Annotated in this window: 24 protein-coding genes, 1 tRNA gene and 1 pseudogene; 21 read left to right on the top strand and 5 right to left on the bottom strand. The window is 72.7% G+C overall.

Annotated features, from left to right (window positions below; all coding sequences use genetic code 11):
• The first annotated feature begins 153 nt into the window (after positions 1-153).
• Positions 154-1,155, top strand: a complete 1,002-nt coding sequence (locus ACIQ87_RS31810; RefSeq protein ID WP_402413496.1) for a helix-turn-helix transcriptional regulator — start codon at positions 154-156, stop codon at positions 1,153-1,155.
• On the opposite strand, the gene ACIQ87_RS31805 is transcribed toward ACIQ87_RS31810, so the two are convergent.
• The gene (locus ACIQ87_RS31805) at positions 1,152-2,036 is read right to left on the bottom strand and encodes a hypothetical protein (protein ID WP_402413495.1); all 885 of its coding nucleotides are present in this window, start codon (positions 2,034-2,036) and stop codon (positions 1,152-1,154) included. The genes ACIQ87_RS31810 and ACIQ87_RS31805 overlap by 4 nt on opposite strands.
• 9 nt (positions 2,037-2,045) lie before the next feature.
• Positions 2,046-2,564, bottom strand: coding sequence for a YbhB/YbcL family Raf kinase inhibitor-like protein (locus ACIQ87_RS31800; protein ID WP_402413492.1), 519 nt, complete (start codon positions 2,562-2,564; stop codon positions 2,046-2,048).
• A gap of 86 nt (positions 2,565-2,650) precedes the next feature.
• Here ACIQ87_RS31800 and ACIQ87_RS31795 point away from each other — a divergent pair, with 86 nt between their 5' ends.
• Positions 2,651-3,322: a rhomboid family intramembrane serine protease gene (locus ACIQ87_RS31795; RefSeq protein WP_402413490.1), complete on the top strand. Its 672-nt coding sequence runs from the start codon at positions 2,651-2,653 to the stop codon at positions 3,320-3,322.
• A gap of 116 nt (positions 3,323-3,438) precedes the next feature.
• Complete coding sequence (locus tag ACIQ87_RS31790) at positions 3,439-4,605, top strand: hypothetical protein (RefSeq protein WP_402413487.1); 1,167 nt, start codon at positions 3,439-3,441, stop codon at positions 4,603-4,605.
• A gap of 37 nt (positions 4,606-4,642) precedes the next feature.
• Here the strand turns inward: ACIQ87_RS31790 and ACIQ87_RS31785 are convergent, their stop codons facing one another.
• Positions 4,643-6,202, bottom strand: a complete 1,560-nt coding sequence (locus ACIQ87_RS31785) for a helicase HerA-like domain-containing protein (RefSeq protein WP_402413484.1) — start codon at positions 6,200-6,202, stop codon at positions 4,643-4,645.
• Positions 6,203-6,394: 192 nt separating this feature from the next.
• Here ACIQ87_RS31785 and ACIQ87_RS31780 point away from each other — a divergent pair, with 192 nt between their 5' ends.
• Positions 6,395-6,691: a type II toxin-antitoxin system VapB family antitoxin gene (locus tag ACIQ87_RS31780; protein WP_402413481.1), complete on the top strand. Its 297-nt coding sequence runs from the start codon at positions 6,395-6,397 to the stop codon at positions 6,689-6,691.
• Positions 6,692-6,961: 270 nt separating this feature from the next.
• On the top strand, positions 6,962-7,642 hold the full coding sequence (locus ACIQ87_RS31775; protein ID WP_402413566.1) for a LytR C-terminal domain-containing protein: 681 nt from the start codon (positions 6,962-6,964) through the stop codon (positions 7,640-7,642).
• Positions 7,643-7,724: 82 nt separating this feature from the next.
• Here the strand turns inward: ACIQ87_RS31775 and upp are convergent, their stop codons facing one another.
• Positions 7,725-8,360, bottom strand: coding sequence for a uracil phosphoribosyltransferase (gene upp / locus ACIQ87_RS31770; protein ID WP_402413479.1), 636 nt, complete (start codon positions 8,358-8,360; stop codon positions 7,725-7,727).
• Between the two features lie 196 nt (positions 8,361-8,556).
• Between upp and ACIQ87_RS31765 the strand changes: the two genes are divergently transcribed.
• The 16 genes and pseudogenes from ACIQ87_RS31765 (at position 8,557) to ACIQ87_RS31690 (ending at position 24,672) form a co-directional block, all read left to right on the top strand.
• Positions 8,557-8,760, top strand: a complete 204-nt coding sequence (locus ACIQ87_RS31765; RefSeq protein ID WP_392868779.1) for a hypothetical protein — start codon at positions 8,557-8,559, stop codon at positions 8,758-8,760.
• Between the two features lie 325 nt (positions 8,761-9,085).
• Positions 9,086-9,643 (top strand): tRNA adenosine deaminase-associated protein, encoded by a 558-nt coding sequence (locus ACIQ87_RS31760; RefSeq protein WP_402413476.1) that lies wholly within the window; start codon positions 9,086-9,088, stop codon positions 9,641-9,643.
• 50 nt (positions 9,644-9,693) lie between these two features.
• Positions 9,694-10,269 (top strand): nucleoside deaminase, encoded by a 576-nt coding sequence (locus tag ACIQ87_RS31755; protein ID WP_402413474.1) that lies wholly within the window; start codon positions 9,694-9,696, stop codon positions 10,267-10,269.
• Positions 10,270-10,350: 81 nt separating this feature from the next.
• Positions 10,351-10,437, top strand: a tRNA-Ser gene (locus ACIQ87_RS31750).
• Between the two features lie 497 nt (positions 10,438-10,934).
• The gene (locus ACIQ87_RS31745; RefSeq protein ID WP_199823286.1) at positions 10,935-11,099 is read left to right on the top strand and encodes a hypothetical protein; all 165 of its coding nucleotides are present in this window, start codon (positions 10,935-10,937) and stop codon (positions 11,097-11,099) included.
• Between the two features lie 79 nt (positions 11,100-11,178).
• Positions 11,179-11,472: a Dabb family protein gene (locus ACIQ87_RS31740; protein WP_402413471.1), complete on the top strand. Its 294-nt coding sequence runs from the start codon at positions 11,179-11,181 to the stop codon at positions 11,470-11,472.
• 339 nt (positions 11,473-11,811) lie between these two features.
• Positions 11,812-12,642, top strand: coding sequence for an RNA polymerase sigma factor SigF (locus ACIQ87_RS31735; protein WP_402413562.1), 831 nt, complete (start codon positions 11,812-11,814; stop codon positions 12,640-12,642).
• Positions 12,643-12,787: 145 nt separating this feature from the next.
• The gene (locus tag ACIQ87_RS31730; protein WP_402413469.1) at positions 12,788-13,693 is read left to right on the top strand and encodes an RNA polymerase sigma factor SigF; all 906 of its coding nucleotides are present in this window, start codon (positions 12,788-12,790) and stop codon (positions 13,691-13,693) included.
• A gap of 689 nt (positions 13,694-14,382) precedes the next feature.
• Entirely contained in the window at positions 14,383-16,749 is a 2,367-nt protein-coding gene (locus ACIQ87_RS31725) for a hypothetical protein (protein WP_402413466.1), read from the top strand.
• Between the two features lie 114 nt (positions 16,750-16,863).
• Complete coding sequence (pelF, locus tag ACIQ87_RS31720) at positions 16,864-18,378, top strand: GT4 family glycosyltransferase PelF (protein ID WP_402413463.1); 1,515 nt, start codon at positions 16,864-16,866, stop codon at positions 18,376-18,378.
• 73 nt (positions 18,379-18,451) lie between these two features.
• On the top strand, positions 18,452-19,984 hold the full coding sequence (locus ACIQ87_RS31715) for a hypothetical protein (RefSeq protein ID WP_402413462.1): 1,533 nt from the start codon (positions 18,452-18,454) through the stop codon (positions 19,982-19,984).
• Between the two features lie 135 nt (positions 19,985-20,119).
• Positions 20,120-21,112 (top strand): SDR family NAD(P)-dependent oxidoreductase, encoded by a 993-nt coding sequence (locus ACIQ87_RS31710; RefSeq protein WP_402413459.1) that lies wholly within the window; start codon positions 20,120-20,122, stop codon positions 21,110-21,112.
• A gap of 75 nt (positions 21,113-21,187) precedes the next feature.
• A pseudogene (locus ACIQ87_RS31705) lies at positions 21,188-21,889 on the top strand (NDP-sugar synthase); the annotation flags it as partial.
• A gap of 128 nt (positions 21,890-22,017) precedes the next feature.
• Positions 22,018-22,935, top strand: a complete 918-nt coding sequence (locus ACIQ87_RS31700) for an NAD-dependent epimerase/dehydratase family protein (protein ID WP_402413456.1) — start codon at positions 22,018-22,020, stop codon at positions 22,933-22,935.
• Complete coding sequence (locus ACIQ87_RS31695; RefSeq protein ID WP_402413453.1) at positions 22,932-23,627, top strand: spherulation-specific family 4 protein; 696 nt, start codon at positions 22,932-22,934, stop codon at positions 23,625-23,627. Before ACIQ87_RS31700 ends, ACIQ87_RS31695 begins: the two co-directional genes overlap by 4 nt.
• Positions 23,628-23,649: 22 nt before the next feature.
• Positions 23,650-24,672, top strand: coding sequence for an endo alpha-1,4 polygalactosaminidase (locus ACIQ87_RS31690; RefSeq protein ID WP_402413451.1), 1,023 nt, complete (start codon positions 23,650-23,652; stop codon positions 24,670-24,672).
• Positions 24,673-24,726: 54 nt separating this feature from the next.
• Here ACIQ87_RS31690 and ACIQ87_RS31685 read toward each other — a convergent pair whose 3' ends face one another.
• Positions 24,727-24,927: a hypothetical protein gene (locus ACIQ87_RS31685; RefSeq protein WP_402413448.1), complete on the bottom strand. Its 201-nt coding sequence runs from the start codon at positions 24,925-24,927 to the stop codon at positions 24,727-24,729.
• Between the last annotated feature and the right edge of the window lie 151 nt (positions 24,928-25,078).

Genomic DNA, 25,078 nt, shown 5'->3' with positions numbered 1-25,078 from the left:
CGGTTGTCCTCTTTCTTACGCACGTCCGGGACGCTCTTCTCCACGCCCATGACAGTACGGGGCATGTAGGTCAGAACCTGTCCCAGTTCGCGGCCGCCACCGCCCGCCCCCGCCCGCCTCCCGAACGGCGTGCCGGACGGCATGCTGGACGGCATGACCGACACCCCGGCCCGGCTGCTGAGCCTCCTGTCCCTGCTCCAGACCCCGCGCGAGTGGCCCGGCAGCGAGCTCGCCGAACGTCTCGCCGTCAGCCCCCGCACCATCCGGCGCGACATCGACCGGCTGCGCGAGCTCGGCTACCCGGTGCGGGCCAGCATGGGCGCGGACGGCGGCTACCGGCTGGTCGCGGGCACGGCGATGCCCCCGCTGCTGCTGGACGACGAGGAGGCGGTGGCCATCGCGGTCGGGCTCCGCGCGGCGGCCGGGCACGCCGTGGTCGGCATCGAGGAGGCCTCGGTCCGGGCACTCGGCAAGCTGCTCCAGGTGCTGCCGGGGCGGCTGCGGCACCGGGTCGGGACGCTCAACTCCGCGACGGTGCCGCTGCTCACCGGGGACGGCCCGACCGTCGACCCGGAGGACCTCACCGTGCTCGCCCGCGCCGTCACCGCCCGGGAACGGCTGCGCTTCGGCTACCGGGCGTACGACGGCGCCGAGACCAACCGGCAGGTCGAGCCCGAGCGGCTGGTCTCGGTCGGCCGCCGCTGGTACCTGGTCGGCTACGACCTGGACCGCTCGGACTGGCGGCTCTTCCGGGTCGACCGGGTGAGCGGCCCGGCCACCACCGGCGTGCGCTTCACCCCGCGCCCGCTCCCCGCCGAGGACGCCGCCGCGTACGTGGCGGGCAAGCTGCGTCGCCCGTCACCGAGCGGCACCGTGGTCGCCACCGTGCACGCCCCCGCCGAGCGGGTCCGCCACAGCCTGCGGCCGGGCGACGCGGAGGTCGAGCCGATCGACGCGCACAGCTGCCGGCTCCGCTCCCGCTCGGACTCGCTGGAGTGGACGGCGATGCGGCTGCTGTCGCTGGACTGCGCCTTCGAGGTGCACGAGCCGCCGGCGCTGCGCGAGCACCTGCGCCGGCTCGCCGCCCGCGCCCGGCACGCGGCGGGCCCGGAGGACGAGCCCCGCGCCCGGCACGCGGCGGGGCATCAGGCCTAGACCCCGACCCGGTACCAGCCGTTTCCGGAGCGGAACCAGAGCACGCCGTCCCGGCCGTACGCGCGCTCCCGGTCGAGCTCCCCGAGGCCGCCCACCCGCTCGCGGCGCACCTCCCGCCAGCCCTTCCGGCTCTCCCGTTCGCAGCGCAGCAGCTCGCCACCGGGCTGGAGGAACACGGCGCGGTCCCCGGTGATCGCGAAGCCCACCGGCTGCCGGGCCGGCAGCCGCATGACGACGGGCTTGTCCTCGGCGGGGTCGATCCCGGTGAGGTGGCTGCGCTCCCCGTACCAGGCCAGCCAGGTCCGCCGCCCCTCGGTGGCGGCGGCGAGGCCCTCCGTCGGGCTGTCGCCCAGCTCCTTGAAGTCCGGACGCCAGACGATCCGCCCGGCGGTGTCCAGCCCGAGCAGGCCGCACTGGGCCAGCGGGTTGTCGCCGAAGTTGCCCTCGTCCCCGAAGGCCAGCCAGATCCGGCCGTCCCGGTCGGTGGTCAACGCCTGAACGTCGTCGCCGAGTTGCAGCTCCCGGGCCGGGCTGCCGTCCGGCCCGAACACCAGGCCGTTGCGCTCCCAGCCGTCCGCCGACTCCTCGGCCCGGCGCCCGGCCAGCAGCACCCGCCCTCCCGGCAACAGCGCCAGGAGGTCGGGCGAGACCCCGACCCCGGCCAGCGGCACCCGCCACTCGCCCCGCGGGCCGCGCACCACCACCTCGCCGTCGAACGGCAGCCGGGCGTACGGCCACGATCCGGCCGGTGCCACGTACTGCTCCGGCACCACGAGGACGGCCAGTTCCCCGCCCGGCCCGACCGTCCAGGTCAGGGCCCGGCGGCCGGCCCGGACGTCCTCCTCGGGCAGCCGCCAGACCTCGACCGGACGATCGGACACGGCCAAGGCTCAGACCCCGTACTCGGCGGTCAGCAGCGCCCGGCCCAGGGTGTGGAAGGTGAGGTTGAAGCCCACCTGGGCCGGCGGGGTGTCGGCGGCGACGTCCAGCTTCTCGACGTCCAGCGCGTGCACCGCGAAGACGTAGCGGTGCGGGGCGCCGGGCGGCGGGGCGGCGCCGTCGTACCGGTTGGACGGGAAGTCGTTGCGGCCGTGGAAGGAGGCCCCGCCGGGCAGGTCGGCGTCCGAGGACCCGGCGCCGCGCGGCAGCTCGGTGGTGTCGGCGGGCAGGCCGAGGGCGAGCCAGTGCCACCAGCCGGAGCCGGTCGGCGCGTCCGGGTCGTAGCAGGTGACCGCGATGCTCCGGGTGCCCTCCGGCAGGCCCGACCAGGACAGCTGCGGCGAGAGGTTGCCGCCGGCGTGGATGAACTCCTGCCCCAGCGTGCCGCCTTCGGTGATGTCCTCGCTGCTCAGCGGGAACGACGGCACCTTCGGCAGGAACTCGTACGGCAGCGGCGGGCGATTGCTCATGGGGTGTGCCACCTCTCACGGTCGGAATGACACAGGTCACTGTAATGGGGTGCACGCGCGCTCCCGGCGCCCCTAGAGTCGGTGACATGGCCGCCAAATTCGCCCAGTTGTTCGCAGACTCCCGCCGCGCGCTGTTCACGATGCTCGGTGTCCAGGCCGTCATCTGGACGGTGCAGGTGGCCAACTGGCTGGGCGACTACGGGCTGTCGCGGGAGTTCGGCCTGCGCTCGGAGCAGGTCGGCGACCTGCCGGAGATGTTCACCTCGCCGTTCCTGCACTTCAGTTGGAGCCACATCGAGGCCAACTCCTTGCCGCTGTTCGTACTCGGCTTCCTGTCCGCCTACCGGGGCATGCGGAAGTTCCTGCTGGCCAGCCTGGTGATCGCGGTGTCCGGCGGCCTGCTGGTCTGGCTGCTGGAGAGCCCGAACACCGTGACGGCCGGCGCGAGCGGCATGGTCTACGGCTACCTGGGCTACGTGGTGCTGCGCGGCGTCCTGGACCGCAACGTGCTGGACGCGGTGGTCGGCATCGTCGTCGCGGCGGTCTACTCGACCATCCTGATCGGGGTGCTGCCGGTCACCCCCGGCGTCAGCTGGCTGGGGCACCTCGGCGGGCTGGTCGGCGGACTCGCCGCCGCCGTCCTGCTCCGCGACCAGCCGGCCTCGAAGCGGGCCCCGAAGTCGGCCGCGAAGCAGGCGAGCACCCCGGACAGCCCGGGAACCGCCCTGCTCAAGCAGCTGGACGAGCTCGGCCTGTAGCCGGCGCCACGGTCGGCCGCGGCCCCGTCACCCACCCGGGCCATCAGGTATAGACCAATCCCGACCCCTGCGGATAGCGTGGACGGCTCACCCTCCCCCAGCTCCGGAGCCGCACCGTGGAGTCGTCCGTCCTCGCCTTCGCCACCGACCTGCTCGACGAGGGCGCCGACACCTTCTTCGGGAACCTCACCGACCGCGCCGGGGTCGGCGGCGTCACCCTCGCCTCGGTGTACCACGAGGCCCGCGACGTCTTCCCGCACAACCCCCGCCGGGTGCTCCGCCACCTGGAGCCGGGCGCGGCGTACTTCCGCCCCGACCCGGTCCGCTGGCTGGGCCGCCGCCTCGCGCCCGTGCCGTCCACCGCGATCGGCGAGCGCGACCCCTTCGCCGAGGCCGCCGGGGAGGCCCGTCGCCGCGGCCTGAAGCTGCACGCCTGGACGGTCTTCTGCCACAACGACCGGCTCGGCTTCGCCCACCCCGACTGCGCCCCGGCCAACGCCTTCGGCGACCGCCACCTCACCGAGCTCTGCCCGGCGAACCCGGAGGTCAGGGAGTACGCGCTGACCCTGGTCGCCGAACTCGCCCGGTACGGCGTGGACGCGATCCGCGCCGAGTCCCTGCACTTCCACGGCCTGCGCCACGGCTACCACCACGAGCGCTACTTCGAGGAGCTGGGCCCGACCGCCGAGGCCCTGCTCGGGGTCTGCTTCTGCCCGCACTGCCGCGCCGCCGCCACCGGCGCCGGGGTCCCTGCCGATGAGGTGGCCGAGGCGGTCCGCGCCGAACTGCGCCGCCGGCTGACCGACGAGTCCGCGGCCGCCGAGCCGGCCGACCTGAGTGCCCTCGCCGACGGCGCCTTCGCCGCCTACGTGGACGCCTCCGCCGCCACCGTCACCTCGCTGGCCGCCGACCTCACCGAGCAGGCCCGCCGGCACGGCATGCGGCTGAGCTTCATGGACGGCGGCGGCCCGGGCAGGGGCTGGCTCGCCGGCATCGACCTGCCCGCCCTCGCGCAGGTCACCGACCAGGTCGAGACCCTCGGCTACGAGCGGACCCCGGAGGCCGTCCGGGAGAAGATCGCCGCCTTCGCCCTGCACGGCGTCCGCCCGCGGTCCATGGCGGTGATCCTGCGCCCGATGTCCTCCGACTGCGACGGCCCGGAGAACCTCGCCGCCAAGATCGCCACCCTGCGCGAACTCGGCGTCCCCGAGGTGGAGTTCTACCACTACGGCCTGATGCGGCTGTCCTCCCTGGACCGGATCGGCGCCGCACTGGCCGGCTGACCGCCCGGCGCCGCCGCTCAGCGCCGCTCAGCGCCGCTCAGCGCCGCCGCTTGGACGTCCCGAACAGGCTGCGCGAGATCTCCTGCCCGAGCTGCCTGCCCGCCGAGCGCGCGAAGGACTTCACGGTCGGGTTGTCGAGCAGCGAGCCCAACAGCCCGCCCGCGCCCTGGGGTTCCGCCCGCCGCCGCGCGGGCTCGGCGGGTGCCGACGGGGCAGGCTCGACCGGCGCCGGCGCCGGCCTGGGCGCGCGCGCCGCCAGCTTCTCGTACGCCGACTCCCGGTCGATCGCGTCCCGGTAGCGCGCCGTCAGCGGCGAGGCGTCCACCGCCGCCCGCAGTGCCGCCGCCTCGATCGGCCCCATTAGCGACCGCGGCGCCCGCAGCCTGGTCGCCGCGACCGGTGTCGGCGCGCCCCTCTCGGAGAGGACGGTGACCACGGCCTCGCCGGTGCCCAGCGAGGTCAGCACCGTGCCGAGGTCGTATGAGGAGCGCGGGAAGGTCGAGACGGTGGCCTTGAGCGCCTTGGCGTCGTCCGGGGTGAAGGCGCGCAGCGCGTGCTGCACCCGGTTGCCCAACTGGGCCAGCACGTCGGACGGGACGTCCCGCGGCGTCTGGGTCACGAAGAAGATGCCGACGCCCTTGGAGCGGATCAGCCGCACGGTCTGGGTGATCGCCTCCAGGAAGGCCTTGGAGGCGCCCTTGAACAACAGGTGCGCCTCGTCGAAGAAGAACACCAGCTTGGGCTTGTCCGGGTCGCCCACCTCGGGCAGCTCCTGGTAGAGGTCGGCGAGCAGCCACATCAGGAAGGTGGAGAACAGCCGCGGCCGGTCCTGCACCGCGGGCAGCTCCAGCACCGAGACCACCCCCCTGCCCTCCGGAGTGGTCCGCAGCAGCTCGGCGGTGTCGAACTCGGGCTCGCCGAAGAACGCCCCGGCGCCCTCGTTCTCCAGCACGGTGAGCGCGCGCAGGATCACCCCGGCGGTCGCCGCCGAGAGCCCGCCGATGGTCCGCAGCTCCTCCCTGCCCTCGGGCGAGGCGAGGAAGGCGATCACCGCGGTGAGGTCCTTGAGGTCGTAGAGCTCCAGGCCCTTGCGGTCGGCGTAGTGGAACACCAGGCTGAGCGAGGACTCCTGGGTCTCGTTCAGGTCGAGCACCTTGGCGAGCAGCAGCGGCCCGAAGCTGGTGACGGTGGCCCGGATCGGGATGCCCGCGCCCTGCCCGCCGAGCGAGTAGAACTCGGCCGGGCAGCCCTGCGGCGCCCACTGCTGCCCCACCTCGGCGGCCCGGGCGGCGGTCCGCTCGCCCGGCGCCCCGGGCGCGGCGACGCCGGAGACGTCCCCCTTGATGTCGGCCAGGAACACCGGCACGCCCTGCTCGGAGAGCTGCTCGGCGATCAGCTGGAGGGTCTTGGTCTTGCCGGTGCCGGTGGCCCCGGCGACCAGCCCGTGCCGGTTGAGCACGCCCAGCGGGATGCGCACCTGGGCGTCCGGGTACGCGGTGCCGTCCAGCAGCACCGCACCGAGGTCGAGCGCCGGCCCGGTGAAGGCGTACCCGTCGGCGATCTCCCGGACGGCCGGAGGGGTGAGGTCGGAGGACATCGGTGCACACTCCTGAGCGGATCGGAACGCTTCGGAACGCTTCGGCATCGGCGCGGAACCCGATCGGCACCGGGCGATGTTCGCGACATTTCCCATCAAACAGCCGCATTCGTCCATGCGCAGTTCACACCGGCGCGCGTGGCGGCGCCGCGGCTGCTGCGCCATCCGCCGCCCAAACGGTAGGCTTTCCGTGTGATCTTCAAGCGCATCGGCAGTGGGCGACCGTACCCGGATCACGGCCGGACGAGCACCCGCCAGTGGGCTGACGTCGCCCCGCGCCCGGTGCGACTCGACCAGCTGGTGACCACCAAGGGTCAACTCGACCTCGAAACCCTTCTGGCCGAGGACTCGACGTTCTACGGGGACCTCTTCGCCCACGTGGTGAAGTGGCACGGCGACCTCTACCTGGAGGACGGCCTGCACCGGGCCGTCCGCGCGGCGCTGCAGCAGCGCCAGGTGCTGCACGCCCGTGTCCTCGAAATGGAGTGACGGGCCCCACCGCGGGGCCGTCCCTCCCGCACGGACCTTCCGGACCGCTCCCCGCCACCCGGCGGAGGGCGGTCCGTCCGTACCCCGGTACCCCCTTTCGGGTACCGGGGTACGCCAGATGATGATCGTTTAGTACCTTCGAAGCCGTACGGCACTACGCTGCTGACTACGGCCGCGACCAGGGATTCCACCCGCACCGGGGGAGGTCCCCACCCGGCCGATCCGTCATCCCGACCCCGCCCCGGTACGAGGGGGAGACAAACCGTGAGCATGTTGACTCCCCGAGGCCTCAAGGGGAAGCAGTACCGCGTCACCGGCAACACCTACCCGCGGTTGGGCCGACCCCCGAAGAAGAGCCGCAAGGTGGTCGCCGCACTCGCCGGCCTGCTCGCCCTGGCCCTGGTCGCGCTCGGCGGCGTGCAGCTGTACGACATCTTCACCGGCAGGAACAAGAACGCCTCGGCCCAGGCCTGCGCGGCCCCGTCCGGCAAGGCCCTGGCCGCGCCGACCCCGGGGGCCACCCCGGGAGCCCCCGCCGCCGGTGCGCCGGCCGCCGGGCAGGGCGACCCGAACGCCGTCCCGCAGCCCACCGCGGTCACCGTGAACATCTACAACGCCACCACCAAGGCCGGTCTGGCCGGCCGGACGGCCGAGGAGTTCAAGAAGCGCGGCTTCGTCATCGGCAAGGTCGGCAACGCCCCGGCCGAGCTGGACAAGAAGGTGCCCGGCACCGCCCAGGTGATCGCCGGCCCGACCGGCGCCGGCGCGGGCACCCTGGTCAGCTCGCAGATCGCCGGGGCCGCCGTCACCGCCGACGCCCGCACCGACACCAGCGTGGACTTCGTGATCGGCGACAGCTACAACGCCCTGCTGGACGAGACCCAGGCGGCCGCCGCCCTCGCACTGGCCACCAAGCCCTCCCCCACCCCGACCGCCACCGGCAGCTGCTGAGCGGACGTACGGACGAACAGGAGAGCCCCCGGCAGACGCAGTGCCGGGGGCTCTCGGTGTTCGGTGGTTCGGGTGGGCAGACTCAGCCGGCCGTGCCGTAGAGCCGGTCGCCCGCGTCGCCCAGGCCGGGGACGATGTAGCCGTTCTCGTTGAGCCGCTCGTCCAGGGCGGCGGTGACCACGGTGACCGGCAGGTCCGCCAGCTCCCGTCGCATCACCTCGACGCCCTCGGGGGAGGCCAGCAGCACCACGGCGGTGACGTCGGTGGCGCCGCGCTCGATCAGCATCCTGATCGCGGCGACCAGGGTGCCACCGGTGGCCAGCATCGGGTCGAGCACGTAGACCTGGCGGCCGGAGAGGTCGTCCGGCATCCGGGTGGCGTAGGTGGAGGTCTCGAGGGTCTCCTCGTTGCGGACCATGCCGAGGAAGCCGACCTCGGCGGTCGGCAGCAGGCGGGTCATCCCGTCCAGCATGCCGAGACCGGCCCGCAGGATCGGGACGACCAGCGGACGCGGGTAGCTGAGCCGGGTACCCAGCGTGACCGCCACGGGGGTGGTGATCTCCACCTCGTCGGTGCGGACGTCCCGGGTGGCCTCGTACGCGAGGAGGGTCACCAGCTCGTCGGTCAGGCGACGGAAGGTCGGCGAGTCGGTGCGCTCGTCGCGCAGGGTGGAGAGCTTGTGGGCGACCAGGGGGTGGTCGACGACGTGGAGACGCATGTATCGAGGTTAGCCCGCTCCTGGACGGGTGTACGACCCGCCGTGCCCCACCCGCGTGCCGATCCGGGTGACACGCCGGTGACACGCCGTGACCCGCCGCGGCTGTCCGGCCGGAAGCGCCCTCTGTGGTATCAACCGTGCCGTTCTGGGAATGTCACGTCTTATGACGAGCAACCCGAACGCCGGGGACGGCTCGATGGACGAGCCCTTCGACGGGGCGGGCCGCAGCCAGGGCCCGCCGTACGACCACCCGGAGACCGAGGCGGAGCGCCGCAAGCGGCGGGCCGTCTTCCTGCGCGAGCTCACCGAGGCGCGCGAGCTGCGGGAGCGGGTCCAGCCCCGGCGGACCAAGGAGCGGCGGATGCGCGAGGCGATGCGGATGCGAACCTTCCGGATCTGACACGGCCCGGAGGCGCCCCCGGCCCGTCCTGACGTGATCCTCCCGCGCCCCCGGCGCGGGCCCCCGACGACCCGCGAGCGGCGGCGGCAACCCCCGTTCCGGCGTTCGGAGCAACTTTCGACCGGCTTCGGACCGCCCCGGCCGGAAAACGCCCTCCGCCACCCGGTTCTTCCGACACGACCTGCAAAGACGCGCTGCCGAACACCCCCCGCGAGGGCGGGCTTTCTGTCACGATTCCGATGGGACGGTCCGAACAAGCGGACCGCCTCTGGCGCGGGGGCGGCCAGTTTTCCGCGTTGCCCGTGCGCGCCGACAGCCGAGACCGATGATCTTGGGAGTGTCCCTGGTGGCGTACTTCGCTGCAGTGCTTGCTCGCACCGAGGACGGGTGGGATGTGAGCGAGACGGAGCTCGACGACGTCGAGGCCCTGGCCGATCTGGCCGACCTGGCCCGCGACTCCGCCCAGGACGACGACAGCGTCCTGATCTTCATCGAACAGGAGGACGCCTGGTTCGCCATCGTCCGCGTGGACGGCGAGGAGGACCCGCGGATCTTCGTGTCGGACGGCGCCGCGGCCGCCCGCAGCTCCTACGGCTCCGTCCTCACCGACGAGTTGGTCGACCAGGCCGGAGAGAGCGAGTTCGGCGACCTGGACCACCTGCTGGACGAGGCAGAGGAGGCCGAGGAGCAGGACGAGGAGGAGGCCGACGTCCGCGGCGGTGTCCCGGTCGGCCCGCTCGGCGACGCCCACCTGCTCACCGAGTTCGGTCTCGCCTCCGAGGAGCTGCTCGCGCTCAGCGGCGAGGGCGCGGTGCCGGGCGACGCCCTGGAGGAGATCGCCGAGGCGCTCGGCTGCGGCGAGGTCCTGGAGGCCGTCCGGTAGCGGGGTCGGCCGTGCCGGTGTCCGCCACCGGATACCCGACACTGGATGCCATGCAGCCCGCCACCTCGCTGACCGTTCCGCACGTCCCCCCGCTGCCCGCCCCCGTCCGCCCCGACCCGGTCCGCGACCGCTGGGCGGCGTCGATGCGCCTCGCCATCGCCGAGGCCGCACTGGCGCCGGCCACCGGGGACGTACCGGTCGGGGCGCTCGTCCTGGGCCCGGACGGCCGGGTGATCGGGCGCGGCCACAACGAGCGCGAGGCGGTCGGCGACCCGACCGCGCACGCCGAGGTGGTCGCGATCCGGCAGGCGGCGGAGCACTTGAGGCAAGCCGCGCGCAGCGCGCCGAACAAGGGTGACGGTGGGCGACGGGAGGGCGAGTGGCGGCTGAGCGGCTGCACGCTGGTCGTCACGCTGGAGCCGTGCACGATGTGCGCCGGGGCCATCGTGCTGTCCCGGATCGACCGGGTGGTCTACGGCGCCCTCGACGAGAAGGCCGGCGCGGCCGGCTCGCTCTTCGACGTGATGCGCGACCGCCGGCTCAACCACCGCCCCGAGGTGGTCTGGGGCGTCCTCGCCGAGGAGTGCGGCGAGCAGCTGCGCGCCTTCTTCGACGCCCACCGCTGAACACCGCCCGCCGAGGGCCCGCCGGACGCCGCGGCGATACGGATTTCGTGACTGCGCCACCCCTCCGGTAGAGTTCCTCTCGGTAGCGTGTCCGAGCGGCCAAAGGAGCACGCCTCGAAAGCGTGTGTGGGGGCAACTCCACCGTGGGTTCGAATCCCACCGCTACCGCTCGAAAGCCCGAGGGCCCGTCCGATCCGGACGGGCCCTCGGCGTTTGTCGGGTCGGTGCGCCGCCCACCGGCGCCGTGCGCGGATCGGCGCGGACACGGGGGCGGGAACGAAGAACGGCTCCGTACCCCGGGCCGATGACCACCGGTGCCCGGTCCGTACGGAGCCTGGAGGGGGGAGCGGCTCGGGGGGACTGACCGCTCCCCCGGCGGAGTCCCACAACCGGCGCCGCGTCGGGGGGAAGCCGCGGCCACCGGTCCCACAGCGGGGAGCTCCGGATCCATGCACCGGGGATTCCTGCCAGATCCTCGGTACGTCTTCCATCCTGCCGCCCGGCCCGCGGCGGGGCACCCGGAGAAAGGCCTCACTCGCGGGGACCTTCGTCCCGCCGGCCGAACGCGTCGCACACTTGATAGCCCGTCCGGGTGGATAAGCTGCCCCTGCAGGCCGCTCGGGGACCGGATGACGGCGGCCCACGGCTCGGAGGAAGGTCACCCGATGGCGCAGGCGAAGAAGATCGGCATGGTCCTCCTGCTCGTCTTCGTGCTCTACTCGATCATCACCTCCCCCTCCCGGTCCGCCGAGCTGGTGCAGCTCGGGTTCGAGGGGATCTCGAACGCGGCCAAGGCGGTCGGCACCTTCATGACCGGTCTGATCAAGTGACGGACGGCCTGCGACCGGGCCCCACGCACCGGCTACGGTGAGCGGGACCCTCTGTCCCCGTCCGCGAGGAGCGGCAATCGTGATCCGCCACCTGGTCCTGTTCAAGCTCAACGAAGGCGTCCGCAAGGACGAAGAGCGCGTGCTCGCCGGCGCCAAGGCCTTCGAGGCGCTCGGCGCGGTGATCCCCGAGCTGCGCGAGTGGGAGTGCGGCTGGAACACCACCGAGCGCGACATCGCGTACGACTACGCGATCAACAGCCTGGTCGAGGACCGCGACGCCCTCCAGGCCTACCTGACCCACCCGGACCACCAGGCGGCGGCCGGCCTCTGGCGCGAGTTCGCCACCTGGGTCATCGCCGACGTCGAGGTCTGAGCACCCGTCCGGCCCCGAACCCTCCGACCGGCCCGCCCCGAGCCGGTCCCGCGCCCGTCCCGGGCCCTTCCCCCGGACGGCCGCCGCGCCCCGTCCGCACCGCGGGCGGGGCGCTCCGCTCCGCCCCGGAGCGATCCGTGCGGCGCTTCGCCGGCCGACCCCGAAGACGTCGCAAGCCCCACCAACACACCTCCGTCGGGTGCTTGCCCGACCTGTGCCCACCTTGTGATGCTATGACCGGTTTTGCCGGACCTGGCTAGGTGGAGAACCGGCCGCGACACCCGATCCGCGGGGCCCGCCGTTGACGACTTTGGGAGGGGTGAGGTCTCCGTGGACGAAGTGCTGGCTGCGATCACCAGCCCGGCCGGCGAGATCCGCCCGGACCGGCTGCGCGGCCCCGGCGGCCGGCCCGTCGTGGACGTCCGGACGCTGACCCGGGTGCTGTTCGAGCGGCTCGCCGAACTGCCCCCCGACGCCCCCGAGCGGGAACGGGTCAGGGCCGCCCTGATCGAGGTGAACATCCCGCTGGTCCGCTACGCGGCCACCCGGTTCCGCAGCCGCAGCGAGCCGATGGAGGACGTCGTCCAGGTCGGCACGATCGGCCTGATCAACGCGATCGACCGCTTCGACCCCGGCCGCGGCGTCCAGTTCCCCACCTACGCGCTGCCGACCATCCTGGGCGAGATCAAGCGCTACTTCCGGGACAACGTCCGCACCATGCACGTCCCGCGCCGGCTCCAGGAGCTGTGGGTCCAGGTCAGCGGCGCGATGGAGGAGCTGACGGTGCTGCACGGGCGGGTGCCCAAGGTGCCCGAGATCGCCGCCAGCCTGCGGATCCCCGAGGAGGACGTCCGGGCCTGTCTGGACGCCGGGCGGGCCTACAACGCGGCGTCCCTGGAGGCCGCGCAGGAGCACGAGGGCGGGCTCGCCCTGCTCGACCGGCTCGGGTACGAGGACTCCGCGCTGGCCGAGGTCGAACACCGGGACATGGTCCGCCACCTGCTGGTCCAGCTCCCCGAACGGGAGCGGCGGATCGTGATGCTGCGCTTCTTCGCCAACCTGACCCAGTCCCAGATCAGCACCGAGCTGGGGATGTCCCAGATGCACGTGTCCCGGCTGCTCTCACGGATCCTGACCAGGCTTCGGACCGGCAACTCCTGGGAAGAGTGAGATTGCAGCGCGTCACCCCGGCGTGACATCTTGCGACGTTCGGGTTTGCCGTGGACCGTGTTCCGGTATGGAGGGGGAAGGCCCTCGCCCGGGAACCACCGTGCGACGGCCCCCGTTCAACTGACAGTCACAAGGGGGTGGGTGCATGTCCGGAGAGCTGGGCACTGCGGAGATCCACGCTGGCCAGGCCAACGGCACGGCCGTCGTCGAGGACCTGGTCCCGCGGCAGCGGGTCGAACCGGTCCGGCCGCCCGGCCCCGACGCGGGATCGGAGACGCCGCCCGGCTCCGGGCTGGACACCCGGACGCTCTCCCGCTCGCTGTTCCTGCGGCTGGCCTCGCTGGACCCGGGCAGCACCGAGCACGCCTACGTCCGCGACACCCTGATCGAGCTCAACCTGCCGCTGGTCCGGTACGCCTCGGCGCGCTTCCGCAGCCGCAACGAGCCGATGGAGGACATCGTCCAGGTCGGCACGATCGGCCTGATCAAGGCGATCGACCGGTTCGACCCGGAGCGCGGGGTGGAGTTCCCCACCTTCGCGATGCCCACCGTGGTCGGTGAGATCAAGCGCTTCTTCCGGGACACCAGTTGGTCGGTCCGCGTTCCGCGTCGACTCCAGGAGCTGCGGCTGGCGCTCACCAAGGCCGGCGACGAGCTCTCCCAGCGGCTGGACCGCTCCCCCACCGTCGCCGAGCTGGCCACCTGCCTGGGGGTCAGCGAGGAGGACGTGGTCGAGGGCCTCGCGGTCGGCAACGCGTACACCGCCAGCTCGCTCGACTCCAGCACCGGCGAGGAGGACAGCGACGGGCCGCTGGCCGACCGGCTGGGCTACGAGGACCTCGCGCTGGAGGGCGTCGAGTACCGGGAGTCGCTCAAGCCGCTGCTGGCCAAGCTGCCGCCGCGCGAGCGCCGGATCATCATGCTGCGGTTCTTCGGCAACCTGACCCAGTCGCAGATCGGCGAGGAGATCGGGATCTCCCAGATGCACGTCTCCCGGCTGCTCACCCGGACGCTCACCCAGCTGCGCGAGGGGCTGATCAACGAGGGCTGAGCCCGCCGCACCGGGGCCGGGCCGTTCTTCGGCCCGGCCCCGCGCCGTGTGCCAGGCCGTTCCGACGCGGTGACACGGTTCAGGCCATCGCCGCGCCGCGCCGCCCCGCGACGGGGAATCCGCCCGTCAGCCGCTCGGTACCCGCCCGGATCCCGGGCGTCCGGCGCGCCGCGCGGCACCGGGGCCCGCGTCCGACCAGCGGCGTTCCGCCCGGCTCCGGTGACGCATTCCGCACGCTCCGGAATCCCCGCGGCTCGGTATGCTGATCAACCGCACGAGCACTTCCATTGCATATTCGGACTGTCACATGGCACAGCGGTGCCCGATATTGCATGAACCTGCCCAACGGGGCAGCGAGATGTGCAAGAGTGTGATGGGCAAGGGCAACAGTGCAGGTGTCCCCTCCACCCCACTGGGCCACACCGTCGGTAACCACGTGTAGCACTCAGCTTCCGGTTTATCATTCTCAATTCATTATTTGCGCCGCCGGTACGGTTCCGGTCACAATCAGCGCCTTCATGGCCTCGCCATGAACGTTGGTAACAGGTTCGCTGCACTCTCGCCCAATTGGTCCCTCGCACCGCTGTCCCTCGACCAGGATGGGCCCCGGGCAGCCTGCTGCCCGCGAACAGCTACACGGGCGGGCGAGCGGCGAGCAGCGCCGGGCCTGCCCCAAGGGGAGGATCACCATGGGTCGAGCGACCCGAAGAGTCGCCGCGTGCGCGGCGGCAGTCCTGCTGGCCAGCGGCTTGCAGACCACCCTGGCCCACGGCGAGACCACGCCGCCCAGGATCGACCTCACCGTCCTGGTCGTCGACGACGGCGGCCCGTCCGTCGCGGCCATCGCCGCCGAGCTGAAGAGCCAGGGGACGCCCTACAAGGTCGTCAGCCTCAACGACCCCAACCGGCCCGTCATCAACTCCGCTTTCCTGAGCGACACGGTGAACGGCCTGCCCCGGGGGAAGTTCCAGGGCATCGTGCTGCCCAACGAAAACCCCTTCCCCAACAGTGCCGCCGAGATGACGGCGATCGCGAGCTACGAGGCCGCATTCAACGTCCGCCAGATCGACGCGTACACGTGGGCCAACCCGGCGGTGGGTCTGAACTACGCTCAGAATCCCGGATTCGTGGGCACTCTGGACGGATTCCAGGGCGCCACCACCGCCGCCGGAACTTCGGGACCGTTCGGGTACCTCAAGGGCGGCGTCCCGTTCGAGGACAACGACCCGAACGTCAGCGAGAGCTACGGGTACCTGGCCACTCCGCTCGCCGGTCTGCCGGCCGGCGCCTCGTTCGTCCCGCTGGTCGACGCGCCGATACCCAGCACGACCACCCGCGGTTCACTGGTCGGCGAGTACACCCACGACGGCCGCAAGGAACTGGTCGTCACGTTCGTCTACAACCAGTACCAGCAGCAGTACCGCCTGCTGGCCCGCGGCATGGTCGACTGGCTCACCCAGGGCGTCCACCTCGGCTACGACCGCAACTACTTCGCCACCCACGTGGACGACGTCTTCCTGGCCGACGACCGCTGGGACACCGCGCTCAAGTGCACCCCCGGCGACGTCACCTGCCCGCCCGGCACCCCGGACACCGCCAACCCGATCCGGATGACCGTCGACGACGCCAACCACCTCAAGCAGTGGCAGGCCGCCAACAACTTCACCCTGGACATGGTGTTCAACGGTGGCGGCAGCGAGGACTGGAAGGCCGACCACGAGACCACCGTGGACCCCACGGCGGACCGGATGATCGCCGACCAGAGCAGCTACCGGTGGGTCAACCACACCTACACCCACCCGTACCTGGGCTGCGTCCAGAACGTCACCGTGGTGCCGTGGGTCTGCAGCAAGAACGCCGCGGGCGGGACGGTCTGGGTCGACCAGAACACCATCTCCACCCAGATCCAGAACAACTTCGACTGGGCCGCCGCGCGCAGCCTCCAGGTCGACCCGCAGACCCTGGTCACCGGTGAGCACTCCGGGCTGCTGACCGCCCCGCAGGAGACCAGCGACAACCCGTACCTGGCGCCCGCGCTGGCCTCCCACGGCATCAAGTTCACCGCCAGCGACGCCTCCCGCGAGAGCGGCCAGCGCGCCGTCGGCACCTCCACGCTGACCGTGCCGCGGTACCCGATGAACGTCTTCTACAACGCCGGCACGGCGAAGGAGGAGGCCGACGAGTACAACTGGATCTACACCAGCAAGGCCAACGGCGGCAGCGGCGTCTGCGAGAACAACGCCAACTCGACCTGCCTGTCGCAGCCGCTGGACGTCAACACCGGCTACCAGGCGTACATCGTGCCGCTGGAGGCCCGGATCGACCTCGGCCACGTGCTGAACAACGACCCGCGTCCGCACTTCGTGCACCAGTCGAACCTGTCCGAGGACCGCATCCTGTACCCGGTGCTGGAGAAGATCCTCGGCACCTACCGCTCGCTGCACGCGGACAACACCCCGATCGTGAACCTGAGCCAGCGTGAGATCGGCCAGGAGTTCCAGCGCCGCGCGGCCTGGAACAACGCGCTCGCCGCGGGCCAGGTCACCGCCTACCGGGTCGGCAACACCGTCACCGTGAACGCGCCGTCCGGCGTTCAGGTCCAGGCCACCATGCCGACCGGAACTGCTCAGAAGCTGGCCATCGGGACGGGCGGGTTCGGTTCGTCCTACGCCGGTACCCTCTCGGGTTGGGTGGCCCCGGGCGCGCTGCAGAGCAGCATCACCCTGCAGCTGCCGTCCGCGCCGGCCGCCCCGGCGGCCGTCGCCCCGAGCGTCGCGGCCAAGTCCGTCCCGGCCCCGGTGCCGGCGGACAAGAAGGTCGTGCCGCAGGGCGTCGCCACCCCGGTCCCGGTGGGCCCGAGCGACACCACGCGCAAGCCCGCCGCGTCCCTGGTCCCGGGTAGCGGAACCCCGGTGCCCGGCAAGGACGTCGTCGCTGGCACCATCGGTCAGGGCGGCAACGGCCACCACGGCGACACCGCTGCGACGAAGAACGGCAAGGCGTCTGGGGGGACGGCCACGCCGAGCAGCACCACCGGACGCTCCGGCAACCGGTAACCGGTACCACCCGCCGTCAGCGGGGTCGGGCCGGTCGCCCGGCCCGACCCCGCCACGGCTCCCGTTCCGGTCATCCAGGCCGGAACCGACGCAAGAACAGGAGGGGGGACAGGAATGCGCGTCACCCTGCTCACCGAGGGGACGTATCCGCACCAGCACGGCGGCGTGAGCGTCTGGTGCGACCAGCTCGTTCAGGGCATGCCGGACGTCGAGTTCGACGTCATCGCCGTCACCGGAACCGGCCACGAGCCGCTGGCCTGGGAACTGCCCGCCAACGTGCGGTCGGTCACCACCGCACCGCTGTGGGGGCCGGCCTCGGAAGGCCGACCGCCACGCGGCAAGGAGATGCGGCGCTTCCTCAACGCGTACGAGCGCTTCCTGCACTCCATCCTCGATCCGGTCTACACCACCCACTTCGGCACCGAGCTGTACGGCTTCGCCGACCTCGCCCGGCACGGGCTGCTCAGCCCGGCGCTGCGCAGCGAGCGCGCCCTGCGCACCCTCCAGCACGTCTGGACCCGCGACTACCTGCCGACCGCCGTCTCCCGGCCCACCCTGCACGATGCCCTGAACGCCACCGACCTGCTGGAGCACGCCCTGCGGCCGCTCTCGGTCGAGCCGCCCAAGGACGGCGTCGCGCACGCGGCCAGCGGCGGGCTCGCCACCCTGCCCGGGCTGATCGCCGCTCAGCAGTACGGCGTACCGTTTCTGCTCACCGAGCACGGCATCTACCTGCGCGAGCGCTACCTCGGCTACCGCACCGGCCCGTACCGCTGGCCGGTCAAGGCGCTGCTGCTCGGCTTCTACCGGATGCTCGCCGAGGAGAGCTACCGGCAGGCCGCGCTGGTCACCCCCGGCAACCGGTACAACCGGCGCTGGGAGGAGCGCGGCGGAACGCCGTCCTCGCACATCCGCACCGTCTACAACGGGGTGGACCCGGCGGCCTTCCCGCCGGCCGGCCCCGAACCCGAGACGCCGACCCTCAGCTGGGCCGGCCGGGTCGACCCGATCAAGGACCTGGAGACGCTGATCCGGGCCTTCGCCATCGTCCAGCGCGAGATCCCCGACGCGCGGCTGCGGCTCTTCGGCGGCACTCCCAAGGGCGGCGAGGCGTACCGGGACGGCTGCATAGCCCTGGCCGCCGAGCTCGGCATAGCCGACTCGGTGGCCTTCGAGGGCCGCGTCGCCGACATCACCGACGCGTACGCGGCGGGCAACGTGGTCATGCTCTCCAGCATCAGCGAGGGCTTCCCGTTCACCCTGATCGAGGCGATGTCCTGCGGCCGCGCGACCGTCTCGACCGACGTCGGCGGCGTGCGCGAGGCCGTCGGCGACACCGGACTGGTCGTCCCCCCGCGCGAGCCGGAGCCGATGGCGGCCGCCGCGATCGAGCTGCTGCGCGACCCCGAACGGCGGGCCCGGCTCGGCGAGGGCGCCCGGCTCCGGGTGATCGAGCAGTTCACCCTCCGCCAGAACATCGACGGCTTCCGCGGCATCTACACCGAACTCCTGGGCACCGCCCGCTGGATGCCGGGCGGCATGGTCGCCGTCACCGACCAGGCCCCCAGCCCCGACTGGGACCAGCAGCTGGCCGCCGCCCGCCCCGAGCCGAGCGAGGTCGGGGCGTGAACGAGCGCGGAGAGCGAACCACCGAGAAGCGCGTGTCCCGCGAAGCGGCCGCCGAGCACAGCGAGGTCGGGGCATGAGTGGTCCCTTGCGTCTGATCCCCGGCGAGGGCGGCCCCGAGCACACCATGCAGCTGCGCACGCTGCCGCTCAAGCGCCGCCGCCCCGCCCCGCCGGAGCCGGAGGCGGAGGCGGATCCGGAAGACTCGCTCTACCTGCCCGCGGACCCGCTGGACGAACTCGCCGAGCGCCTGCGCGACGTCTGCGCCGACGCCGTCCACCCGTACGAGATCGCGGCGTTCCTGGAGTCCGACGGCCTCTCGGACGAGCAGGCCGCCCTGCTGTACGGCCGCCCCGACGCCTTCACCGTCGCCGAGGAGCTGTTCGAGAAGGTCGAGCGCCGCTACCCCGGCCCGAGCTCCGAGTTCGCCAACCCCTGGCGGGCCGACCCCTGGCGCTGCGTGGTGCGCGGCCTGGTGTTCGCGCTGCCGGGACTCGGCTACCTGCTCGGCGCCAGCCTGTTCGCGACCACCCGGATGCGCTTCGGCCTGCCCTCGGGCATGCTCGCGCTGTCCGTCGCCACGCTGGTCAGCTGGGGCTTCAACCAGGCACTGGCACACCGCTCCTACCGCTGGCTGAGCCGGCTGCGCCGCCGCGACGCCGCGGTCTGCCTGGCCGTCGGCGCCCCGGCCGGCGCGCTGGTCGCCTCGGCCGCCGCGTACGTGGTCGGCGGGCCGCTCGGCGCGCTGTGCTTCGCCGCCGGGCAGTCCTGCTACCTGGCCGCGGCCACCGTGCTGCTGGTGCTCGGGCGGGAGAAGTTCCTGCTGCTGGCGTTGGCGCCGGCCTCGGTCGGCGCGGGCGTGGTGCTGGCGGTGGACGTCCCGCAGCTGGTCCGTACGGTGGTGCTGCTCGCCTCGGTGGCGCTGGCGGTCGGGCTGGCCGTCCGGGAGCTGCTGGTCTGCATCCGCGGCGGCGAACGCGAGTCCGTCGAGCTGAGGCTGCCGGTCCGCCAGGAACTCCCGCACCTGCTGTTCGGCCTGGCCTGCGGCGCGCTCACGCTGATCGCCGGCCTCGGCGGGACCATCCACCAGGCCGTGCAGACCGGCGGCCACGCCGCGCAGGGGACGTCGACGACCCCGACCGGCCCGGCCATGATCGCGCTGACGCTCAGCCTGGGCCTCGCCGAGTGGCTGCTCTTCCGCTACCGGGCGCTGGCGGTGGCCGCGCTGCGCACCAGCCACACCAGCGGCCAGTTCTCCCGCCGCGCCGGTGCGATCCTGCTCGGCTGTCTGTTCATCTACCTCACCACCGTGGCCGCGCTGGACGCCGCCGCGACCGTGCTGTGGCCCGGCGCCCCCGCGCTCGGCGTGCCGCAGCTCGGCGCGATGCTGCTCCTCGGCGGCTCGCTCTGGCTGGCGCTGCTGCTGAACGCCTTCGGGTTCAGCTGGAGCACCGCCCTCGTCTGTCTGGCCGCCGCGGTCGCCGAGAGCGCCGGGCTGCTGGCAGGTGTGGACCCGATCGTCCTGCAGCTGATCGGCTGCGGGGCGGCCGCCGTCGTCCTCACCGCACTCGCCGGGCCCGCGCTCGGCCGCACCACCCAGCACCGCTGAACACATCGAATATCCCGCACGCCTTCCTTCGCGTGCACCGCCGTACCCGTTCCACCCGAGACACCCACCCGTCGGCGGCGGCCGGCCGTCACCGAGCGTCCGGCCGCCCCGGCAGATCGAGAAAGCGAAATCCGCATGAGCAGCGTCGCGGTAACCGGAGCCGAGGGCTTCATCGGCTCCCACCTCGTCGAGACCCTGGTCGCCGACGGGCACCACGTCCGCGCGATGGTCCAGTACAACTCGTTCTCGTCCTTCGGCTGGCTGGAGACCCTGTCCGCGGAGGTGCTGGAGTCGGTCGAGATCATCCTCGGCGACGTCCGGGACCCTGGCTCGGTCAACGGCCTGGTCAAGGGCACCGAGGCGGTCTACCACCTGGCCGCCCTGATCGCGATCCCGTACTCCTACCGAGCCCCCCACTCGTACGTGGACACCAACGTCACCGGCACCCTGAACGTGCTGGAGGCGGTGCGCCACCTGGAGATCCCCCGCCTGGTGCACACCTCCACCAGCGAGACCTACGGCACCGCGCAGACCGTGCCGATCACCGAGGACCACCCGATCAACACCCAGTCCCCGTACGCCGCCTCCAAGGCGGGCGGGGACCGGCTGGCGGACAGCTACCACGCCAGCTTCGAGACCCCGGTCGTCACCCTGCGCCCGTTCAACACCTTCGGCCCGCGCCAGTCGATGCGCGCCGTCATCCCGACCGTGATCGCCCAGGTCGCGGCCGGCCAGACCGAGATCACCCTCGGCGACCTGCGCCCGACCCGCGACTTCATGTTCGTCAAGGACACCGCCAACGCCTTCCGCACGGTGGGCACCGCCCCCGCCGAGACGGTGGTCGGCCGGACCTTCAACGCCGGCACCGGCGGCGAGATCTCGGTCGGCGACCTGGTCACCCTGATCGGCAAGCTGATGGGCGTGGACCTGGTGGTGAAGGAGGACGAGCAGCGCATCCGTCCGACCAACTCCGAGGTCATGCGCCTGGTCGCGGACGCGACCCGGCTGCGCGAGGCCACCGGCTGGGCCCCGGGGTTCAGCCTGGAGCAGGGCCTGGAGCAGACCATCGAGTTCTTCCGCGAGCCGGCCAACCTGGCCCGCTACAAGACCGACATCTACAACGTCTGACCCGCCGCAACCGATCTTGCTCGTCCTGGTAACCAAGGTTCGTGTCCTGCACATCCTTTCCGTGGGGGAAACACCATGCACGCAGTGATCCTGGCCGGCGGTAAGGGCGTCCGTCTGCGCCCGTACACCACCGCGCTTCCCAAGCCGCTCGTTCCGATCGGCGACCAGCACGCGATCCTGGAGATCGTGATGCGACAGCTCGCCGCCGCGGGCTTCCAGAGCGTCACCCTGGCCATCGGCCACCTCGGCCACATCATCCGCGCCTACGTCGGCAACGGCTCCCAGTGGGGCCTGCGGGTCGGCTACGCCGTCGAGGACAGCCCGCTCGGCACCATGGGCCCGCTGCTCACCATGCAGGAGCGCCTGCCCGAGCACTTCCTGGTGATGAACGGCGACATCCTGACCGACCTGGACTTCGCCGGGGTGCTCAAGCACCACGAGGCGTCCGGCGCCCCGCTGACCATCGCCACCTACGCCCGTCAGGTCAAGATCGACTTCGGGGTGCTGACCACCGCCGAGGGCACCATCACCGGCTTCCAGGAGAAGCCCAGCATCGACTACCGCGTCTCGATGGGCGTGTACGGCGTCTCCCGCTCGGCACTCGCCAAGTACACCCCCGGCCTGCCGCTGGGCTTCGACGAGCTGGTGCTGGACCTGCTGGCCGCCGGGACTCCGCCGGCGGCGTACGAGTTCGGCGGCTACTGGCTGGACATCGGCCGGCCCGACGACTACGACCGGGCCAACGCCGAGTTCTCCACCATCCGCCCGGTCCTGATGCCCTTCGAGCCGACCGGCCCCACACCGGGCGGCGTCGCGGAACTGCCGATCCCGGCCGCCCGCACCGCTCCGGACGACGCGACCGCCGAGCCCGCCACCGCGGGCGTGGAGAGCGACGGACGGGCCGCGTGAGAATCCTGCTCCTCGGCGGCGACGGCTTCCTCGGCCGTCACGCCACCGCCGTCCTGCGGTCACTGCCCGGTGCCACCGTGCTGACCGCGGGCCGGCGGCCCACCCACGACCTCCGGCTGGACCTGGCCACCGCCCAGGCCGGCCCGCTCGGCGAGGAACTGTCCGCGCTGGCCCCCGACGCGGTGGTCAACTTCGCCGGCGCGGTGGCCGGCAGCGCGGTCAAGCTCGCCGAGGTGAACGCCCGCGGCCCGGCGGTGCTCTGCGAGGCGCTGTCCCTCGGCGCCCCGAAGGCCCGCCTGGTGCACATCGGTTCGGCCGGCGAGTACGGCGTCTGCGCGCAGGGCGAGTCCCTCACCGAGGACGCCGACGCCCGCCCGGTCGGCGTGTACGGCGCGACCAAGCTGGCCGGCTCCCTCGCGGTGGCCGGCTCGCCGCTGGACGCCGTGGTGCTACGGGTGTTCAACCCGGTCGGCCCCGGCGCCCCGGCCGGCTCGCTGCCCGGCCGGCTGGCCGCCGAGCTCCGCCGGCTGGCGCCCGAGGGCGCCGACGGCGTGATCACGGTCGGCGACCTCTCCGCGTACCGGGACTTCGTCGACGCCCGGGACGTGGCGAAGGCGGTCGGCCTGGCCGTCACCGCCGACCGTCCGCTCCCCCGGGTGCTCAACCTGGCCTCCGGGCACGCCCGGCAGGTCCGGGCGATCGCCGACGGGCTGGTCGCCGCGGCCGGCTTCACCGGCCGGATCGACGAGAGCGGGGCCGGCTCGGAACGCTCGGCCGGGGTCTCCTGGCAGCAGGCCGACGTGTCGGCCGCCGCCCGGGAACTCGGCTGGCGGCCGGAGACGGACCTCGCCGACACCCTGCGGGACCTGTGGCTCGGCACCGCCGGGCCCACGCCCGACCCGGTGGTCGCATGACCGCCGGGCAGACCCCCGACGGCCGCCTGCTGGTGCCGCTGTACGTCCACCCCGCGGTGGACCCGGCGGCCTGGCGGGCGGTCGCCGCCGCCGACCCCACCCGGGTCGCCGCCGTCGTGCTCAACCTCGCCGACGGCCCGGGCGCGGTCCCGGACCACGTCTTCGCCGAGGCGGCCGACGAACTCCGCGCCGCGGGCCTGCCGTTGGTCGGCTACACCGACACCGACTACGGACGCCGACCGCACGCCGCCGTGGTGGCCGACATCCTGACGTACCGCCAGCGCCACGGCATCACCGGCGTCTACCTCGACCAGGTCAGCACCCACCCGGGCGCGCTGGCGCACTACCGGCGGCTGGCCACGGCCGCCCGAGCGGCCGGCTGCGGCACCGTGGTGTTCGGCCACGGCGAGCACCCGGACCCGGGCTACGCCGAGGTCGGCCTCGCCGACCTGCTGGTCACCTTCGAGGGCGACTGGGACGCCTACCGCGGCATGACGCTGCCGCTGTGGACCGGCCGGCACGCGGCCTCCCGCTTCTGCCACCTGGTCTACGACGTCCCCGCCGAACACGCCCTGGACGCCGCCGCCCTGATCGCCGCCCGGCGAGCCGGCGTCGGCTGTGCCGTACCGGGAGCCGGGGACAACCCCTGGCGCACCCTGCCGTACGGCCTGAACGCCGCTGAACTGACCTGACCCGATCCGGAGTCCGACTACCGTGAACCGTCGCAACCGGCTGCTTCCGGCCGCCCTGGCCCTCGCCACCGCCACCGCCCTGCTGGTCAGCTCGTGCAGCAGCTCGGGATCGGAGGACGACCAGGACGCGGCCGACGGCACCCCGAGCAACTCCCCCGCGGCCACCGCGCCGAGCACCCCCGGCACCCCCGACGCGGCCACCACCGCGCCGGACACCCCGGGCCCCGCACCCACCGCTCCCGGCACCACCGTCCCGGCCCCGGGCACGCCCGGCGGAACCCCGCCGCCCGCCACCCCGCCGGGAACCGGCTCCCCGCCCGGCAACCCGGTACCTCCGCCGGCCGGCGCCCGCTGGCAGCCCACCCCCGGCCTCGCCTGGCAGTGGCAACTCGGCGGCGGCGTGGACCAGTCCGTGGACGTACCGGTCTACGACATCGACGGCTTCGAGAACGACGCCTCGGTGGTGGCCGCCCTGCACGCCAAGGGCCGCAAGGTGATCTGCTACATCAACGCCGGCTCCTGGGAGGACTTCCGCCCCGACTCCGCCGCCTTCGCCAAGTCCCTGCAGGGCTCGGACACCGGCTGGAAGGGCGAGAAGTGGTTCGACATCCGCAAGCTCGACCAGCTGAGGCCGCTGATGGCCGCCCGCTTCGACATGTGCAGGAGCAAGGGCTTCGACGCCGTCGAACCGGACACCATCGAGGCCTACAACCAGAACAGCGGCTTCCCGCTGACCGCCGACGACCAGCTCAGGTACAACCGGATGCTGGCGCAGCTCGCCCACGAACGCGGCCTGGCGATCGGGCTCAAGAACGACCTCGACCAGATCCCGGCGCTGCTCGGGGACTTCGACTTCGCGGTCAACGAGGAGTGCGCGCAGTTCGACGAGTGCGACCGGGTCGCCCCGTTCGTCAAGGCGGGCAAGGCGGTCTTCCACGTCGAGTACAAGCTCGACACGGACCAGTTCTGCGCCAAGGCCAAGTCGCTGGGCTTCAGTTCGATGCGCAAGAAGCTCGAGCTGAACGCCTGGCGCAAGCCCTGCTGAGGAGCTCCTCCACCGTCGCGCGGGTGACCCGGACGAGGGCCACCCGCGCGATGCTCACTTGACCGCCAGCCAGATGACGCCGCCCAGGACGACCAGCGCGACGACGGCGATCAGCGCGATCACGCCGGTGCGGCTGCCGCTCTTGCTGCTGCTGTAGGTGGAAACGTTGCCCGGAGCCTGCGGGGCCGGGCTCTCGTCGACGAACGCCCGGAACATCTGGGTGCTGCCGGCGGGGTCGTAGTCGTTGTCAGCCATGGCAGGGACTCTAACGAATCGGCCCACCTCAGGCACACCCCGGACCCCCGTCGTACGGGACACACCACCCCCACGTGCGACAGCGGCACGACGGACTCGTGAAGACCGTACGGTTCACGGAACACACCTGGCGGTGATCCGGTTGACTGGG

This window comes from Kitasatospora sp. NPDC096204, from assembly GCF_044763205.1.
Classification (GTDB): domain Bacteria; phylum Actinomycetota; class Actinomycetes; order Streptomycetales; family Streptomycetaceae; genus Kitasatospora.
Note: the sequence above shows the minus strand (reverse complement) of the source record. Positions and strands in the feature narration are given on the sequence as shown.